This window comes from Bacillus cereus group sp. MYBK227-1, assembly GCF_051916325.1.
Taxonomy (GTDB): domain Bacteria; phylum Bacillota; class Bacilli; order Bacillales; family Bacillaceae_G; genus Bacillus_A; species Bacillus_A cereus.
Window position 1 is genome coordinate 405,901 of sequence record NZ_JBQAGK010000003.1, and the last position, 16,391, is coordinate 422,291.

Here is a 16,391-nt window from a genome sequence, read left to right on the forward strand (position 1 = left end):
TCACGGAAAACTCTAACCTGAGTGCAGGTTAGAGTTTTTCTATATTAAGGGGTATCTAAATGAATGAAAAATGGACAATTATAGATGCATTGCGCCATTCAAGACATGATTGGCTCAATCGTATGCAGATGGTGAAAGGAAACCTTTCCCTTGGAAAAGTGGAAGAAATTCATAGTCTCATCGATCGTTTTGTCCAAGAAGCGAGACAAGAATCCAATCTGATGGGGCTATCAATGCCTTTATTTTCAGAGTGGATTTTAACATATAATTGGAAACAGCAGCCGTGCTTATTGGAGTACGAAGTATTAGGGAAATTACATAACTTATCTCACTTAGATGAGACTGTATGTACATGGACGAATCAATTTTTCTCGATGCTTCAGCATAGTTTAGACGTATATGTTGAAAATTATGTTTGTATCACAATTGAATGTGACGCGGATAATGCTCGTTTCTTTTTTGATTTTCGTGGTAAGCTAACGAGTGTAGAAGAACTACAGAATTGGCTTGCGACCCAAAACAATAAATGGTATTCCATTTCTTATACAGTGCGAGACGAAGAAGTCTCAGTTATATTACAACCAATTGAAAAAAGTGTGGTGAAATAATGTTTGTAGATCAGGTCAAGATATATGTAAAAGGCGGCGACGGTGGTAATGGTATGGTTGCGTATCGTCGTGAGAAGTATGTACCAAAAGGTGGCCCAGCAGGTGGCGACGGAGGTAAAGGTGCAGATGTTGTTTTCGTAGTTGAGGAAGGCTTACGTACATTAATGGACTTCCGCTACCAACGTCATTTCAAAGCTGATCGCGGTCAGCACGGAATGAGTAAAGGTCAGCACGGACGTAAATCTGAAGATTTACTTGTAAAGGTTCCGCCAGGAACAGTAGTAAAAGATGAAAAAACTGGTCAAATTCTTGCCGATTTAGTAACGCATGGACAAACTGCTGTAATTGCAAAAGGTGGCCGTGGTGGCCGTGGTAACTCACGTTTCGCAACAGCTACGAACCCAGCGCCAGAAATCGCTGAGAACGGGGAACCAGGTCAAGAGCGTGATGTTATTCTAGAACTTAAAGTACTAGCAGACGTTGGACTTGTTGGATTCCCAAGTGTAGGTAAATCTACATTATTATCTGTTGTATCATCAGCGCGTCCGAAAATTGCAGAGTATCACTTCACAACAATCGTTCCGAATCTTGGTGTTGTTGAAACTGGTGATAACCGCAGCTTCGTTATGGCTGACCTTCCAGGACTAATTGAAGGCGCACATGCTGGCGTCGGACTTGGACACCAATTCTTACGTCATATTGAGCGTACACGTGTAATCGTGCATGTTATTGATATGTCTGGTTTAGAAGGCCGTGATCCATATGAAGATTACGTAACGATTAATAATGAATTGAAAGAATACAATCTTCGCTTAACTGAGCGCCCGCAAGTTGTTGTTGCAAACAAAATGGATATGCCAGATGCAGAAGAAAACTTACAAGCATTTAAAGAGAAAGTGGGAGACGAAGTAAAAATCTTCCCAATCTCAGCTGTAACAAGACAAGGTGTTCGTGACTTACTGTTTGAAGTAGCGAACTTAATAGAAACAACACCAGAATTCCCAATACATGAAGTTGCGGATGAGTCTGATACAAGTGTAATGTACAAATTTGATACTGAAGGTGTTAAATTTGAAATTACACGTGAAAGTGATGGCACGTTTGTTATCTCTGGTTACGATATCGAGAAAACATTCAAGATGACAGACTTCTCACGTGATGAATCTGTACGTCGTTTCGCTCGTCAAATGCGCGGAATGGGTATTGATGAAGCGCTTCGTGCACGTGGTGCAAAAGACGGAGATATTGTAAAAATTCTTGAATATGAATTTGAATTTATCGATTAAGACTGCCGAAATACGGCAGTCTTTTTTTATATCGTAAAAATCGGATTTGTATAGGAAAAAATCCCCACTAATTAAATTTTCAATTTATAATAAAAAGGGGAGTGGTTTTTAGAAGAATTTTTTATGGGGAGAAAACGAACATGTATAAAATATTAATTGTAGAAGATGATGAGAAAATCGCGGGAATATTAGAAGAGCATTTAGAAAGATATGGCTATCAATCATTTAGAGCAAGTGATTTACGTCAAATAAAAGATGAGTTTGTAAAAGTGAATCCTCATCTCGTGTTACTTGATATTAATTTACCGTACTTTGACGGTTTTTATTGGTGTCGTCAAATTCGTACTGTATCGAATGCGCCAATTATTTTTGTTTCTGCAAGAACAGGAGAAATGGACCAAGTAATGGCGATTGAAAATGGCGGCGATGATTATATTACGAAGCCATTCCATTTAGATATCGTAATGGCAAAGGTGAAGAGTGCGCTTCGCCGTGGTTACGGAGAGTATGCTTCTGCTGCTGAGAGTGATTGTTTAGGTGTAAATGGACTGTTGTTATTCCCGTCTCAGCATATTGTTGAGTGGCAAGGACAACAAACTGAACTGACAAAAAATGAGTTTTACTTATTAGAGTGTTTAATGAAACAGGTGAATCAATATGTAACGCGCGAAGAACTGTTAGAAGCTCTATGGGATGAAGTAGCATTTGTGGATGATAATACATTAACCGTAAATGTAAAACGTGTAAGGAAGAAACTAGAGGAGTTAGGCATTAAAAATGCAATTGTAACGAAACGTGGATATGGTTATGCGCTTCTTACGGAGTGGGGCGAAGGGCATGAAGGTTAAAATTTACCTCATGGACCGCTTTTCTTTAATTCTTTCTTATATTGTTAGCCTTTGTTTATTTGGGCTCGTTTTACAGTTGCAAAGTCTTTTAGAAAAGCGATCCATTGATTGGAGTACATGGTTATATGGACTTTTATTAGGAACAGTTGTGTTTACTGTATACCTCATTTACGATTACCGAAAACGGAGTGTGTTTTTAAAGAGGATCGAAAAGTATGTTACTGGTGGAAATACATTACATGACTCTTTACTTATTGATGAATCTTATACATCAGAGCAAGAAATGGTCGTTGAATCTTTTACGTTATTAAGACAGCAATATATGAATGAAGTTCATAAACAGCATGCGAAAGAGCAACAGCAAATGATATTTATGAACCAATGGATTCACCAAATGAAAACACCAGTATCTGTTATTGAATTATTGCTGCAAAAGTTTGGCAAAGAGCATCGTGAGGCAAGAGCAACAGTTGAAAGTATTCGTGAAGAAAATAACCGTATACTAAATGGTTTAGATTTAGCGTTACATATGGCAAGACTAGAGCAGTTTGCGAAAGATTATAAGGTAGAAGTAGTAAATGTTATAGATGTCGTGCGAGGTATTATTAATGAAAATCGGAAATCCTTCATTCAATCGTCTGTATTTCCGAAAGTGATGTTTGAAGAAGATACTTGTATGGTTGCCTCTGATAGAAAATGGCTAAGTATTGCTATAGGTCAAATTGTTGTAAACGCAATTAAGTATACAAAAATTTCAGCGGCAGAGAAAAAAGAAATTCAATTTCAAATTGAAGAGAAAGACCAAAAGGTGTTATTACATATTAAGGACAATGGAATCGGTATTCCAGAGCAAGATGTAAAGCGTATATTTGATCCATTCTTTACGGGGGTAAATGGCCGTAAAACGAGAGAAGCGACTGGAATGGGTTTATATATTACGAAGGAAATTTGCGATAATTTACATCATGGAATGTATGTTCAATCGGCTGAAGGAGAAGGGACAACATTCACGTTCCAATTTGCAAAAGATGAAGAATATCATACATTGATGAGAAAAATGACAAAACTGTAAGATAACAAAACGTTTTGTAAGGGAAATCACTCGTTTCTTTTTCTTATTTTTCTTATAGTAAATGTAAGAAGAAAACATGTAGGGGGATTAGAAATGAGTGTTCTTGAAGTAAAAGGATTAACGAAGGTGTACCAATCAAAAGGTTCAGTAGCGACGACTGCTTTAAACGATATAAATTTTAAAATAGAAGAAGGCGAATTTGTAGGGATTATGGGTCCTTCAGGAAGCGGGAAAACGACGCTTTTAAATTTATTAGCAACAATTGATAAGCAAACTTCAGGTCATGTGCTTGTAAATGGTGAAGAAATTAATCAAATGCGTGCTGCAAAATTAGCGGAGTTTCGCCGTACACATTTAGGGTTCATCTTTCAAGATTTTAATTTACTTGATACGCTATCGATTAAAGAAAATATTATTTTACCTCTTGTAATGGCGAAGAAATCTGTAAATGAAATAGATGCAAAAGTGCTTGAGATTGCAAAGTTCTTAAATATTGAAGAAATATTAAATAAAAAAGTATACGAAGTATCTGGGGGACAACAACAACGTGCAGCAGCAGCGAGAGCAATCATTCATGAACCGACGTTAATTTTAGCAGATGAGCCAACTGGAAACTTAGACTCGAAGTCAGCGAAATCGCTAATGGGCGCTCTGCAAGATTTACACGAGCAAAAGAAAGTAACGATTGCAATGGTTACGCACGATCCAGTAGCGGCTAGTTATTGTGAACGTATCCTTTTCATACGCGATGGGGAAATTTTCTCGGAAATACATAAAGGAAGAACGAAACAAGCCTTTTTCCAAGAAATTCTGGACGTACTTGCGATGCTAGGAGGAGAATATCATGAACTTTCGCCAGCTCGCGCTTAATAACGTAAAAGGAAATTGGCGTAACTATAAAGCGTTTCTTATAAGTAGTTGTTTATCGATTGTCGTATTTTTCATGTATGCTTCTTTTATTTATCATCCAGATGTCGTAAGCGGTAATATTAGTATGAGAAAGATGATCACAAAAGGATTAGAATCGATGAATTATATTGTGGTCATCTTCTCGGCACTCTTTATTTTATATGCAAATTCAACGTTTTTACGAGCAAGAAAAAAAGAGTTTGGTCTACTAACATTAATAGGCGGAACGAAATCGCAGCTCGGCCGAATGATTATATTAGAGCAACTGATGTTAGGTAGTATTGCAATTGTAATTGGTATTGGGGTTGGAATGCTTTGTTCAAAATTATTTTTCCAAGCGTTAAGCGTATTATTGAAAATAGATAAGACACTTCCACTTGTTTGGAATAGTAAAGCAGTTCTTATTACAGCTGGCGTATACTTTATCCTATTTTTAATCCTATCATTGTTTAGCGTTTGGACGGTAGGACGCTTGCAAATTATTGATTTATTAAGAGAAGCTAGAAAGCAAAAAGTAGAGCCGTTTGCATTTACATGGTTATGTGTAGTTGGTATAGGATGTATTATTGTTGCATATGTACTTAGCTTCCAAGTAACGTTTCTGAATTTCCTCATCCTCTTTTTACCGGTGGTAGGACTGACAATTGGCGGAACGTATTTATTATTTACACAAGGTAGTACAGTTGTATTAAAAGCATTACAAAAAAGAAAGCAATCTTTCTATACGTATCCAAATATGTTTGTTCTTAGCAATCTTATTTATAAAATGAAAGATAATGCTCGTTTTCTATTTGTAATTTCTATTATTACGGCGGTAGTATCTTCAGCAGTAGGTACACTGTACGTATATTTTGAAAATATGAGTGCGAAAACGGTAGAACTTACACCACATGCTATTTCATATGAGGAAAAGGGGTTAAATACGCATAATCTTATTAATGAAGAAAAGGTACAGGAGCTTGTGAAGAGACACGGGTTTGAAGATGCGCGAAAAGTAACCTACGTTAAACTACCGGCAACACAGAAAATAACGTTGTTTAATAGTGAACATGAAGTACCGATGACGATTATTTCAGAAAAAGAATATAATGCAGAAGTGCGCAAACAAAAGAGAGAGCAACCTACAGAAGTTCATAATGCACCAGGTAGTGCAACGATGGTTATGGTTGATATGTCAAATGAACTGATGAAGATAGATCGTACGAAACCGTATGAATTTACAATTAACGGGCAAAAGCAGTCTGTTCAATTAAATAATCCAACGCAGTATTCTGTTTTTAATGATAGTGAATATCTTATTGTAAATGATCAAGATTTTGAGAAATATGCAAAACTCGTACCAGATGAAGAAAAGACGAAATATTACGGTTATTATATCGAGGATTGGAAAAATACAGAAAATCTTGTATTAGATTTGAAAAATGAAATTGCACCAGAAAAGCAAGGAGAATTGAGAAATTCAGTGTTTGCGTATAAGGATATAAGAGAAGGTGGAGCAATTACAATGTTCATCGGTTTCTTCGTAGCGGTACTGTTCTTCTTCTTCGCTTGTAGTATGACATACTTTAAATGGTTTAACGATAAAGAACAAGATCGTATTCAATTTAAATCGTTAAAGAGAATCGGTATGACAGATAAAGAAATTCGCAAAATTGCGATTCGACAAATGGGAGTTATCTTCTTTATCCCAATTTTAATCGGTTCCATTCATAGTGGAGTTGCTCTTCATACGTTAGGGAAAATGCTTTATATTGATTTATGGAAATCAGGTGCGCTTGTAATTGGAGCATACATTTTAGCTTCTGCCATTTACTTTATGATCGCGCAAAGAGGATATTTAAAACACGTAAAAAGCTAGGGGAACCTCTAGCTTTTTGCCTATGTAGTAAGTTACAGGAGGACGATAGATGAACATTTGGCAACTAGCGCTGCAAAATATAAAAGGAAATTGGCGTAATTATAAAGTGTTTTTCTTAAGTAGTTGTTTTGCAGTATTTGCTTCTTACGCATATATGTCTGTCATTGTGCATCCGTATATGCAAGAGACGATGTGGTATCAAAACGTACGTTGGGGACTTATCATATGTAATGTTATAATCATTTCTTTTTTCGTCATATTTATTTTGTACTCTACTTCTATTTTCATAGAAGCACGTAAGAAAGAATTAGGGTTATATATGTTAATGGGAGCAACGAAATCTAACGTAATAGGAATGATTATGACCGAACAAATTTTAATCGGGGTCTTCGCGAATATTTTCGGTATTGTGCTCGGTATGATATTTTTAAAACTCTTTTTTATGGTATTTAGTATGTTACTGGGGCTTCCGAAAGAACTCCCTGTGATATTTGACGTAAGGGCGATTGGTGTAACATTTATTACATATATGGTCGTTTTTATTTTGTTATCTTTTATAAGTGCTTTACGTATATGGAATATAAAAATCATTCGGTTATTGAAAGAATTTCGAACAGATAAAAAAGAGAAGAAAACATCAAAGTGGCTTTGTTTATTCGGTTTTGCTTGTTTAGTGGGCGGGTATGCGTTGGCGCTACAAGTGACGATGACTACGATAGCAATATACTTTTTCCCTGTGTCTATACTTGTCTTTTTTGGAACGTACTTTTCTTTTACACATGGAGCTACCCAAGTGTTAGAAATGATAAAGCGAAATAAAAAGATTATGTATACATATCCGTATTTATTTATAGTGAATCAATTGTCACATCGAATGAAGGAAAATAGTCGCTTTTTCTTTCTGATGTCTATGGCAACGACGTTTGTAGTTACAGCAACAGGTACGGTGTTCTTATATTTTTCTAGCATGCAAGATATGTGGCGAACTGGAGGGGTACACTCGTTTTCGTACATAGAAAAAGGTATTTCTACTCATGAAGTCTTTGAGGAAGGTGCGGTTGAAAAATTACTGCATCACTATGAGTATGATGATTTTCAATATATGAGTTTTGTTGGAGTTTATGCATCCTTTCAGTCTAATAAGGGAGAAACAACAATAGTACCGCTTATAAAAGAAAGTGAATATAACCAAGAAGCAAGGAAACAAAGACAGAAAACGTATCGTCCTAAAAAAGGTACAGTGACACTCGTTTATTATAATAAATACAATAATTCGAATGTATATAATCAAAAAGAGATTCAATTGCAAGTAATGAATCAACCATATCAATTCGTATTTAACGGTCAGAAAGAAGGGGTTCAATTTAACCATCACCCTTCGTACATTAATGGTCTGTTCTTCGTTATGAATGATGAAGATTTTGACAGTATAGCAAATCAGGTTCCTGATTCTGAAAAAATGATATATAGAGGCTACACATTATCAAATATCGAAAAGACGAAGAAATTAAATGAAGATTTACGGAGACATATAAAACAAGATAATAATAATGCATTTCGAAGCAATATGGAGTTGTATGTAAATATGAAAGAAGTCGGCGATATTACTCTATTTGTAGGCTCATTTATTAGTATATTATTCTTTCTCACTTCATGTAGTATCGTGTATTTTAAATGGTTCCATAATATTGCATCGGACCGAAAGCAGTATGGTGCACTCTCTAAACTTGGAATGACGAAGGAAGAAGTATGGAAAATTTCTCGTTGGCAATTATGTATGCTATTTTTTGCGCCAATTATAGTAGGGAGTATGCATAGTGCAGTTGCATTATATACGTTTCATAATACGCTTTTTATGGATGGATCATTAAGAAAAGTAGGTTTGTTCATTCTGTTTTATATCGCAGCATGTATCATTTATTTCTTCTTCGCTCAAAGAGAGTATAAGAAACATTTAGACTAGCGAATGCTAGTCTTTTTTAAATATTCGAAATTTACATAGAAGAATATAAAAAAGTATGGTATAACAGTAAGAAAACGAAAAAGAGGGGAAAAGACGATGATTCGAGTAGGATATTTAGGACCAGAAGCAACATTTACAAATATGGCGGTGAGTCGTTTTTTTCCAGAAGCAGAGCATGTACCGTATCGAACGATTCCAGATTGTATAGATGCAGCTGCAAATGAAAATGTAGACTTCGCAGTTGTACCGTTAGAAAATGCAATAGAAGGTTCAGTGAATATAACGGTTGATTACCTTGTACATGAGCAGCCGCTTTCCATTGTAGGAGAAATTACAGTACCAATTCAGCAGCATTTACTTGTACATCCGCAGTATGCAGAAGTGTGGGAAGAAGTATATGCAGTGCATTCTCATCCGCATGCCATTGCACAGTGCCATAAATTTTTAAATGAAGAATTAAAAGGAGTAACTGTTCGAGATATGACATCTACAAGTGCTGCTGCACAATATGTGAAAGAACATCCTGAAGAGAAAATTGCCGCTATTGCAAATGAAGCGGCTGCAGAAAAATACGGATTAACAATTGTGAGACGTAGTATTCATACGCATAAAAATAATCATACACGTTTCTTAGTACTCCATAAGAAAAAGAAAGCAGTACTCCCGAATAACGGAGAGAACCGCGGAGAGAAAACGACGCTTATGATAACGTTACCTGCAGATTATGCAGGTGCCCTATATCAAGTGTTATCAGCTTTCGCATGGAGAAAATTAAACTTATCAAAAATCGAATCGCGTCCGATGAAAACAGGTCTTGGAAATTACTTTTTCTTAATCGATGTCGATAAAGCATACGATGACGTATTATTGCCAGGCGTAACGATGGAACTTGAAGCACTCGGTTTTTCTGTTACTGTGCTGGGGAGTTATTCTTCTTATTGGTTGTAAGATGTAGATGGAATGTTGGTGTTTGTCTAATCGTCAATATCATTTCATTGCCTAATATATTTTTTAATAGATTAATAAAATCCCACCTGCAGAAGGTGGGATTCTTTATTTTAACTTCGCAAGACGATCTTCTAATTGACCACGCCAAATATCAGCTAGTTCTGGAACAGCAAGAATCTTCTCGATGCCATCTTTATCTTTTCTATTATGAAAATAAATTTCGTTAGAGAATAAAACAGAAACATTGCTTGATGGACGTTCTAGTAATGTAATTTTTGAATCTTTACGTACAGTACCTTCTTGAAGAACGCGGCATAGGTAGCCAGTAAATCCAGTTGCTACAATACGCGGCAGTATGCCAGGGATGCCAAGACGTTTTGAAATTGTGCTACAAGGTACGCGAGCTTGCGTTACTTGAATGATTGCTTCGCCTAGTTGATATGTATCTCCGATGCATACGTCATGCTCTAACATATTTGTTACGGTAATGTTTTCACCAAATGTGGAAGCGGGAAGCGTAGTTTGAAATTCCTCTTCCCATAGTGCGTAATGCTCGTGTGGGTACACACAAACAGCGCGATCAGGTCCGCCGTGATGTTTTAAATCCGCTACGTCATCACCACGAAATCCGTCTTTTGAGAGAAAGGCCTCTTCTGTAGGATCTTTACATATACCTGTTATCATTTCTTTATCTTCGCCATATTTCATTTGTTTCGGTTTGCCAATGCTAAAGTGAACGAGTTCAATTCCCATATTTGATCTCCTTTACGATTGATTACAATATTATAGCATTAAAAAAGCACAGAGAATGATAAAAACTCTGTGCTTTACATTAATAAACGAGAAATCCTGCTTTATCTAACGCCTCACAAGCAGCATCTAATTTTTCTTTAGAATCTGCCTCGATTGTATGTAAGTGAATACCATCTGTTAGTTGTGAAAGATAGGAAGCATTTGTGTTTTCGATTTTTTGTAAATATTGCTCTACATCAAAGCGATTGCTTACCATAATGGAGGCTGTTAAGTCACCGTATACAGGATGCTCAACTTTTACGTCTTTAATCGTAACGCCATGGTCAACAAGCATTGTAAGTTCCTGACGTACTTCTGCTGGTTTATGTTGGCATACGATTACGCGTTCAAAAGTTTGTTGCTTCTCTTGTGGCTTTAAATATAAATAACCTTGAGCAGTCGCAATAATTGGTTCGTTTCGTGCTTTAAGCAAGGAAATATCTTGCACGATAACTTGTCTACTTACGTTCGTCTTTTTCGATAGTTCATTCCCCGATAACGGTTCATTTGCAGCAAGAAGCCACTGGAGGATAAGTTGTCGTCTTTCTTCACCTAAAATCTTTTTTTGTTCATTTTGTTTCATTATGATTTAACACCTCTATAAAATTGATTTCCAATTGTGTGTAGTGCATGAATAGTAGTATCAATTTGATCTTTCGTTGTTTGTTGTCCGAAAGAGAAGCGGACATATTGTTTTGCCTCTTCATACGTTTTTCCAATTGCAAGCATAGTTTTCGAAGGTTCTTGTTTACCGACTTGGCAAGCACTTCCGGTGGAAATGGCGATACCATGGCGATTACATTCTAGCATAGTATATTGACCTTCTATTCCTTTTATTGTAACCCCAACAATATGTGGTAAACAAGAAGTAGAATGACCTTCTACTTCAATTTCTAGCGGAAGTGTTTGTATTTGCTCTAAAAAGTAGGATCGTAACTCTTTAAAACGTAAACTTTCTTCCCATTGAGTTTTTAATATATTTTCAGCAGCTGTTAAAAAAGATGCGATGCCGGGAACGTTCACTGTACCTGGGCGAAATCCTTTTTCGTGAGAAGTTCCTGGAAATACTTGTTCCCAGCGAGTTTGCGGATTTATGTAGCAAGCGCCGACACCTTTTGGTCCGTATATTTTATGTGCTGAAACAGAAAGACTATCAATCCCCATCTCAAAAACATGGATAGGCAGTTTACCAAACGTTTGCACACAATCCGTATGAAATAAAACATTATATTTTTTTAAAAGTGCCCCGATTTCTGTAATGTTTTGAACGGTTCCGATTTCAGAGTTTCCATGCTGTATACTTGCTAGCACAGTATCTTCCGTAATAGCTGCCTCTAAATCTACTAAACAAATGAGTCCATTTTTATCAACAGGAATTTCAGTGAGCGTATAGCCTTTTGATTTTAGAGATTGAAAATAACTTCGAATGGATGCATGTTCCATAGGTGTCGTAATAATATGCTTCTTATTTCGGGCATTTAGAAGTGATTGAATCGCAAGATAGTTCGATTCCGATCCACCGCTTGTGAAAAATACTCCTTGTTCTTTGCCTCCAATCATTTCCGCAAATGTTTTTCGGCAAACTTGTAATAAAGAAGAAGCCGTTCCTCCAATATCATGTAAACTTTGTTCATTTCCGAAGTATTGTGAAGCTGCTTTCATATATGTTTGTAACGCTTCCTCGCTCATAGGTGTAGTAGCTGCATAGTCAAGATATATCATCATGTAAGTTCCTCTCTCTAGTAAGAGTTACATTTCTTTTACTTTTTAAATGGTAGTGAAAATAAGAATTTTAAAAAAACTCTTGTCATTATTTTAAAACTATGTAAATATAGGTGTCAAGACAATTGAAAAGTGTAAAGTAGGAGGCAACAATTATGCCAAGCGCAGATGTCTTAATTATTGGAAGTGGCGTTGCGGCACTTCGTGTTGCAAAAGAGGTTTGTCACGAAAAGAATGTGATTATTATCACAAAGGAGACGAAACGTAATAATAATACACATTTAGCTCAAGGTGGAATTGCCGCAGCGGTAGCTACATACGACAATCCTAATGATCATTTTGAAGATACGCTAGTAGCAGGGTGTCATTATAACAATGAAGAAGTGGTCCGTTATTTAGTCGAGGAAGGACCGAAAGAGATTAATAACCTTATTGAAAATGGAATGAAATTTGATGGAGATGAAACAGGTCCTCATCTTGGAAAAGAAGGAGCGCATCGAAAACGTCGTATTTTACATGCAGGTGGCGATGCAACAGGAAAGAATTTATTAGAGCATCTTATTCAAGAAGTAGCTCCATACGTTACGGTAGTGGAACAGGAAATGGTGCTCGATTTTATTATAGAAAAAGATAAATGTGTTGGGGCTTTAACTCGCAACAATAAAGGAGAATTGAAACGTTACAATGCAGATTATACGGTGTTAGCTTCAGGCGGTATTGGCGGTTTATACGCCTTTACTTCTAATGATGAGACGATTACAGGCGATGGACTTGCAATGGTGTACCGTGCAGGCGGAGAGCTTGTAGATTTAGAGTTTATACAATTTCATCCGACGATGTTATACGCGGGTGGGCGTTGTTCTGGTCTTGTGTCCGAAGCTGTTCGCGGAGAAGGAGCTGTCCTTATAAATGGAAAAGGGCAGCGTTTTATGATGGATATACATTCCGAACAGGATTTAGCGCCTCGTGATGTAGTCGCAAGGGCTATTCATGAACAGCTACTTGCGGGTGAAAAAGTGTACTTAAACATCGAAATGATTCAAAACTTTGAACAACGTTTTCCGACCGTGTCATCGATATGTAAAACAAATGGAGTCGATATAAATAAAAAACTTATTCCAGTCGTGCCTGGTACTCATTTTCACATGGGCGGCGTGAAAACGAACTGTGATGGAGAGACGTCTATTCCGAACTTATACGCAGTCGGTGAAGTAGCTTGTAACGGGGTTCATGGTGCAAATAGATTAGCGAGTAATTCATTATTAGAAGGTCTTGTGTTTGGAAAAAGAATCGGACGACACATTTTATCTAGAGAGACAAAAGAAAAGGTGAACATGCTAGCCGAAAAGGAAGCAAAGTTTATCGTTCTGAATCATTTACCGACGAAAGAAGAAATACAAAAATGCATGATGAAATATGTTGGGATTGTGCGAACAGAGCAAAGTTTATCTTATGCGAAGAGATGGCTTAGTAAGTATGGTGTTCGAAATATGATATTACAACATGATGTTCTTACGAATGAAGAGATAACGCTTATTAATATGTTAACGGTTTGTGAGCTTATAGTTGTGTCAGCCTTGCAAAGAGAAGAAAGTATTGGCGGGCATTACCGGAGTGATTATCCAGATAGAAATATAGGAAAGAAAGAGATTGTTCGAGTAAAGAGAAAACGACAACTTGTGTAATGAGGGGAAGAGGGGCTTTATGAACACGATAAAAGTTAAAGAAGCATTAAATCGATTTTTTTTAGAAGATATAGGGGAAAGAGATGTAACATCTCAGCTTATTTTTCCAGATAACTTGCTTTCGAAAGGAACGTTTCTTGCGAAGGATACAGGGGTCTTTGCAGGACGTTTAGTAATTGAATCAGGATTTAAATTAATTGATGAGAGAATTGAAGTAGAGCTTCATAAAAAAGATGGGGACCTTGTAGAAAAAGGCGAAATCATTGCAACTGTGCAAGGTCCAATTGCATCGTTATTAACAGCAGAGCGCGTTATATTAAATGTTATTCAGCGTATGAGCGGAATAGCGACGATGACGCGTAAAGCGGTTCTTGCTTTAGATAGCAGTCATACTCGCATTTGTGATACGCGAAAAACGATGCCAGGACTACGTATGTTTGATAAGCATGCAGTCGTGTGCGGCGGTGGATTTAATCATCGCTTCGGTTTATATGATGGTGTCATGATTAAAGACAATCATATTGCGTTTGCTGGTTCTATTACAAAAGCTGTTACATCAGTGAAAGAGAAGTTAGGACATATGGTGAAAGTAGAAGTAGAAACAGAAACTGAGGAACAGGTGAGAGAGGCTGTTGCTGCTGGTGCTGATATTATTATGTTCGATAATCGTACGCCAGATGAAATCCGGGAGTTTTCAAAAATTGTACCAAGTGCTATCGTTACAGAAGCTTCAGGGGGCATCACAATTGAAGATTTACCGAAATACGGAAAAACAGGGGTAGATTATATTTCACTTGGAGCGTTAACACATTCAGTGAAAGCACTTGATATTAGTTTCAATATTGAAGGATAAGGAAAGTGGCTTAGAGGGGAGAAACGTATATGAGTATTTTAGAACAAGTACAGCCAATTGAAACGATGTTACCAGAGCGTTATTACACGATGTCAACGGAAGATATGGAAAAGCGTGTTCGTGAAATTAAAGAGAAAATGGGGAAAATGTTATTCATTCCAGGGCATCATTATCAAAAAGATGAAGTGGTACAATTTTCAGATGCAGCAGGGGATTCACTTCAGCTTGCACAAGTTGCAGCGAGCAATAAAGACGCAAAATATATTGTGTTTTGCGGGGTGCACTTTATGGCGGAAACAGCAGATATGTTAACGACAGATGATCAAGTTGTCATCTTACCAGATATGCGTGCAGGTTGTTCGATGGCGGATATGGCAGATATTGAACAAACAGAAAGAGCATGGAAAGAGCTCACGAAATTATTTGGAGATACGATGATTCCGTTAACATATGTGAACTCTACAGCTGCAATTAAAGCGTTTTGTGGTCGTAACGGAGGAGCAACAGTAACATCTTCTAATGCAAAGCAAATGGTATCTTGGGCGTTTACTCAAAAAGAACGTCTCGTCTTTTTACCAGACCAACATTTAGGGAGAAATACAGCGTACGATTTAGGTATCCCGTTAGATAAAATGGCAGTATGGGACCCACACACAGATTCATTAGAGTACGATGGGGATATAGAAGAAATTCAAGTAATTTTATGGAAAGGGCATTGTTCTGTTCATCAAAATTTTACAGTGAAGAACATTGAGAGCGTACGAAAAAATCATTCTGATATGAATATTATTGTACATCCAGAATGTTGTTATGAAGTTGTAGCTGCTTCAGATTATGCAGGCTCAACGAAATATATTATTGATATGATTGAATCAGCGCCATCTGGTAGCAAATGGGCGATTGGTACAGAAATGAATTTAGTGAACCGAATTATTCAGCAACATCCAGATAAAGAAATTGTTTCACTTAATCCATTTATGTGTCCGTGCTTAACGATGAACCGAATTGATCTGCCTCACTTATTATGGACACTTGAAACGATAGAAAGAGGAGAAGAAATTAACGTTATTAGCGTAGAGAAACAAGTAACGGCAGAAGCGGTTCTTGCATTAAATCGTATGTTAGAGCGTGTGTAAAGCAACGGTATTCCTGTTGCTTTTTTTCATACATATAATCATAACGAGAACGAAATGGGCATACATTGTTTTGAAGAAATCATTGTGGTTCTTTATGCTTATTCCGCTTCGAATGATATTGAAAATCGAAGAAGTGATAAAAGTGAAAAGAAGTTAATGTTATTTAGAAAGAGTTACTTCATGAGATTTGTTACTTATAGATAAGTTATACAGGAGGGGGAAAATTTGAAAATTCATATCGTGCAAAAAGGGGATACCCTTTGGAAAATTGCGAAAAAGTACGGAGTGGATTTTGACACGTTGAAAAAAACAAATACACAACTTAGTAATCCAGATTTAATTATGCCAGGTATGAAAATTAAAGTGCCATCCAAGAGTGTTCACATGAAACAACAGGCTGGAGCAGGTTCAGCGCCTCCAAAGCAATACGTAAAAGAAGTGCAGCAAAAAGAATTTGCAGCAACACCAACTCCGCTTGGAATAGAAGATGAAGAAGAAGTTACGTATCAATCAGCACCAATTACACAGCAGCCAGCTATGCAACAAACACAAAAAGAAGTGCAAGTAAAACCGCAAAAGGAGATGCAGGTAAAGCCGCAAAAAGAAGTACAGGTAAAGCCGCAAAAAGAGGTACAGGTGAAACCGCAAAAAGAACAGCCAATTCAAAAAGAAAAACCAGTTGAAAAACCGTCTGTTATTCAAAAACCACCT

The 16,391-nt window shown here is 36.9% G+C and carries 14 protein-coding genes and 1 pseudogene; 12 read left to right on the top strand and 3 right to left on the bottom strand.

Translation table 11 applies throughout. From position 1 onward, the window contains the following. The first annotated feature begins 59 nt into the window (after positions 1 to 59). The 8 genes from ACTFRM_RS15375 (at position 60) to pheA (ending at position 9,492) form a co-directional block, all read left to right on the top strand. On the top strand, positions 60 to 608 hold the full coding sequence (locus ACTFRM_RS15375) for a sporulation initiation phosphotransferase B (RefSeq protein ID WP_001003584.1): 549 nt from the start codon (positions 60 to 62) through the stop codon (positions 606 to 608). After that, positions 608 to 1,894, top strand: coding sequence for a GTPase ObgE (gene obgE, locus ACTFRM_RS15380; protein WP_000497128.1), 1,287 nt, complete (start codon positions 608 to 610; stop codon positions 1,892 to 1,894). Before ACTFRM_RS15375 ends, obgE begins: the two co-directional genes overlap by 1 nt. Positions 1,895 to 2,034: 140 nt before the next feature. Next, a complete protein-coding gene (locus ACTFRM_RS15385; RefSeq protein WP_000276723.1) occupies positions 2,035 to 2,742 on the top strand; it encodes a response regulator transcription factor in 708 nt (235 codons plus the stop codon). Further along, positions 2,732 to 3,814: a HAMP domain-containing histidine kinase gene (locus tag ACTFRM_RS15390; RefSeq protein WP_000865181.1), complete on the top strand. Its 1,083-nt coding sequence runs from the start codon at positions 2,732 to 2,734 to the stop codon at positions 3,812 to 3,814. The genes ACTFRM_RS15385 and ACTFRM_RS15390 overlap by 11 nt, the downstream gene beginning before the upstream one ends. Positions 3,815 to 3,907: 93 nt before the next feature. Beyond that, positions 3,908 to 4,684: an ABC transporter ATP-binding protein gene (locus tag ACTFRM_RS15395; RefSeq protein WP_000114529.1), complete on the top strand. Its 777-nt coding sequence runs from the start codon at positions 3,908 to 3,910 to the stop codon at positions 4,682 to 4,684. After that, complete coding sequence (locus tag ACTFRM_RS15400) at positions 4,659 to 6,581, top strand: ABC transporter permease (RefSeq protein WP_001011413.1); 1,923 nt, start codon at positions 4,659 to 4,661, stop codon at positions 6,579 to 6,581. Before ACTFRM_RS15395 ends, ACTFRM_RS15400 begins: the two co-directional genes overlap by 26 nt. A gap of 49 nt (positions 6,582 to 6,630) precedes the next feature. After that, the gene (locus ACTFRM_RS15405) at positions 6,631 to 8,544 is read left to right on the top strand and encodes an ABC transporter permease (RefSeq protein ID WP_322372366.1); all 1,914 of its coding nucleotides are present in this window, start codon (positions 6,631 to 6,633) and stop codon (positions 8,542 to 8,544) included. 96 nt (positions 8,545 to 8,640) lie between these two features. Further along, positions 8,641 to 9,492, top strand: coding sequence for a prephenate dehydratase (gene pheA, locus ACTFRM_RS15410; protein ID WP_000621705.1), 852 nt, complete (start codon positions 8,641 to 8,643; stop codon positions 9,490 to 9,492). A 105-nt stretch (positions 9,493 to 9,597) separates the two neighbouring features. Here the strand turns inward: pheA and ACTFRM_RS15415 are convergent, their stop codons facing one another. The 3 genes from ACTFRM_RS15415 to ACTFRM_RS15425 form a co-directional block, all read right to left on the bottom strand. After that, positions 9,598 to 10,245, bottom strand: a complete 648-nt coding sequence (locus ACTFRM_RS15415) for an MOSC domain-containing protein (protein WP_000510666.1) — start codon at positions 10,243 to 10,245, stop codon at positions 9,598 to 9,600. A 79-nt stretch (positions 10,246 to 10,324) separates the two neighbouring features. Beyond that, entirely contained in the window at positions 10,325 to 10,867 is a 543-nt protein-coding gene (locus ACTFRM_RS15420; protein ID WP_000812275.1) for a transcription repressor NadR, read from the bottom strand. After that, positions 10,867 to 12,009 carry an IscS subfamily cysteine desulfurase gene (locus ACTFRM_RS15425; RefSeq protein WP_322372367.1) on the bottom strand — a complete coding sequence of 381 codons (1,143 nt, stop codon included), beginning with the start codon at positions 12,007 to 12,009 and terminating at the stop codon, positions 10,867 to 10,869. The genes ACTFRM_RS15420 and ACTFRM_RS15425 overlap by 1 nt, the downstream gene beginning before the upstream one ends. 152 nt (positions 12,010 to 12,161) lie before the next feature. On the opposite strand from ACTFRM_RS15425, the gene nadB reads away from it, so the two are divergent. From nadB to safA, 4 genes and pseudogenes are all read left to right on the top strand, one after another. Further along, a complete protein-coding gene (gene nadB / locus ACTFRM_RS15430) occupies positions 12,162 to 13,691 on the top strand; it encodes an L-aspartate oxidase (RefSeq protein WP_322372368.1) in 1,530 nt (509 codons plus the stop codon). Positions 13,692 to 13,710: 19 nt separating this feature from the next. Further along, positions 13,711 to 14,544 (top strand): carboxylating nicotinate-nucleotide diphosphorylase, encoded by an 834-nt coding sequence (nadC, locus tag ACTFRM_RS15435; RefSeq protein WP_001092227.1) that lies wholly within the window; start codon positions 13,711 to 13,713, stop codon positions 14,542 to 14,544. A gap of 29 nt (positions 14,545 to 14,573) precedes the next feature. Continuing rightward, positions 14,574 to 15,680 (top strand): quinolinate synthase NadA, encoded by a 1,107-nt coding sequence (nadA, locus tag ACTFRM_RS15440; protein ID WP_322372370.1) that lies wholly within the window; start codon positions 14,574 to 14,576, stop codon positions 15,678 to 15,680. A gap of 225 nt (positions 15,681 to 15,905) precedes the next feature. Next, a pseudogene (gene safA / locus ACTFRM_RS15445) lies at positions 15,906 to 16,062 on the top strand (SafA/ExsA family spore coat assembly protein); the annotation flags it as partial. Between the last annotated feature and the right edge of the window lie 329 nt (positions 16,063 to 16,391).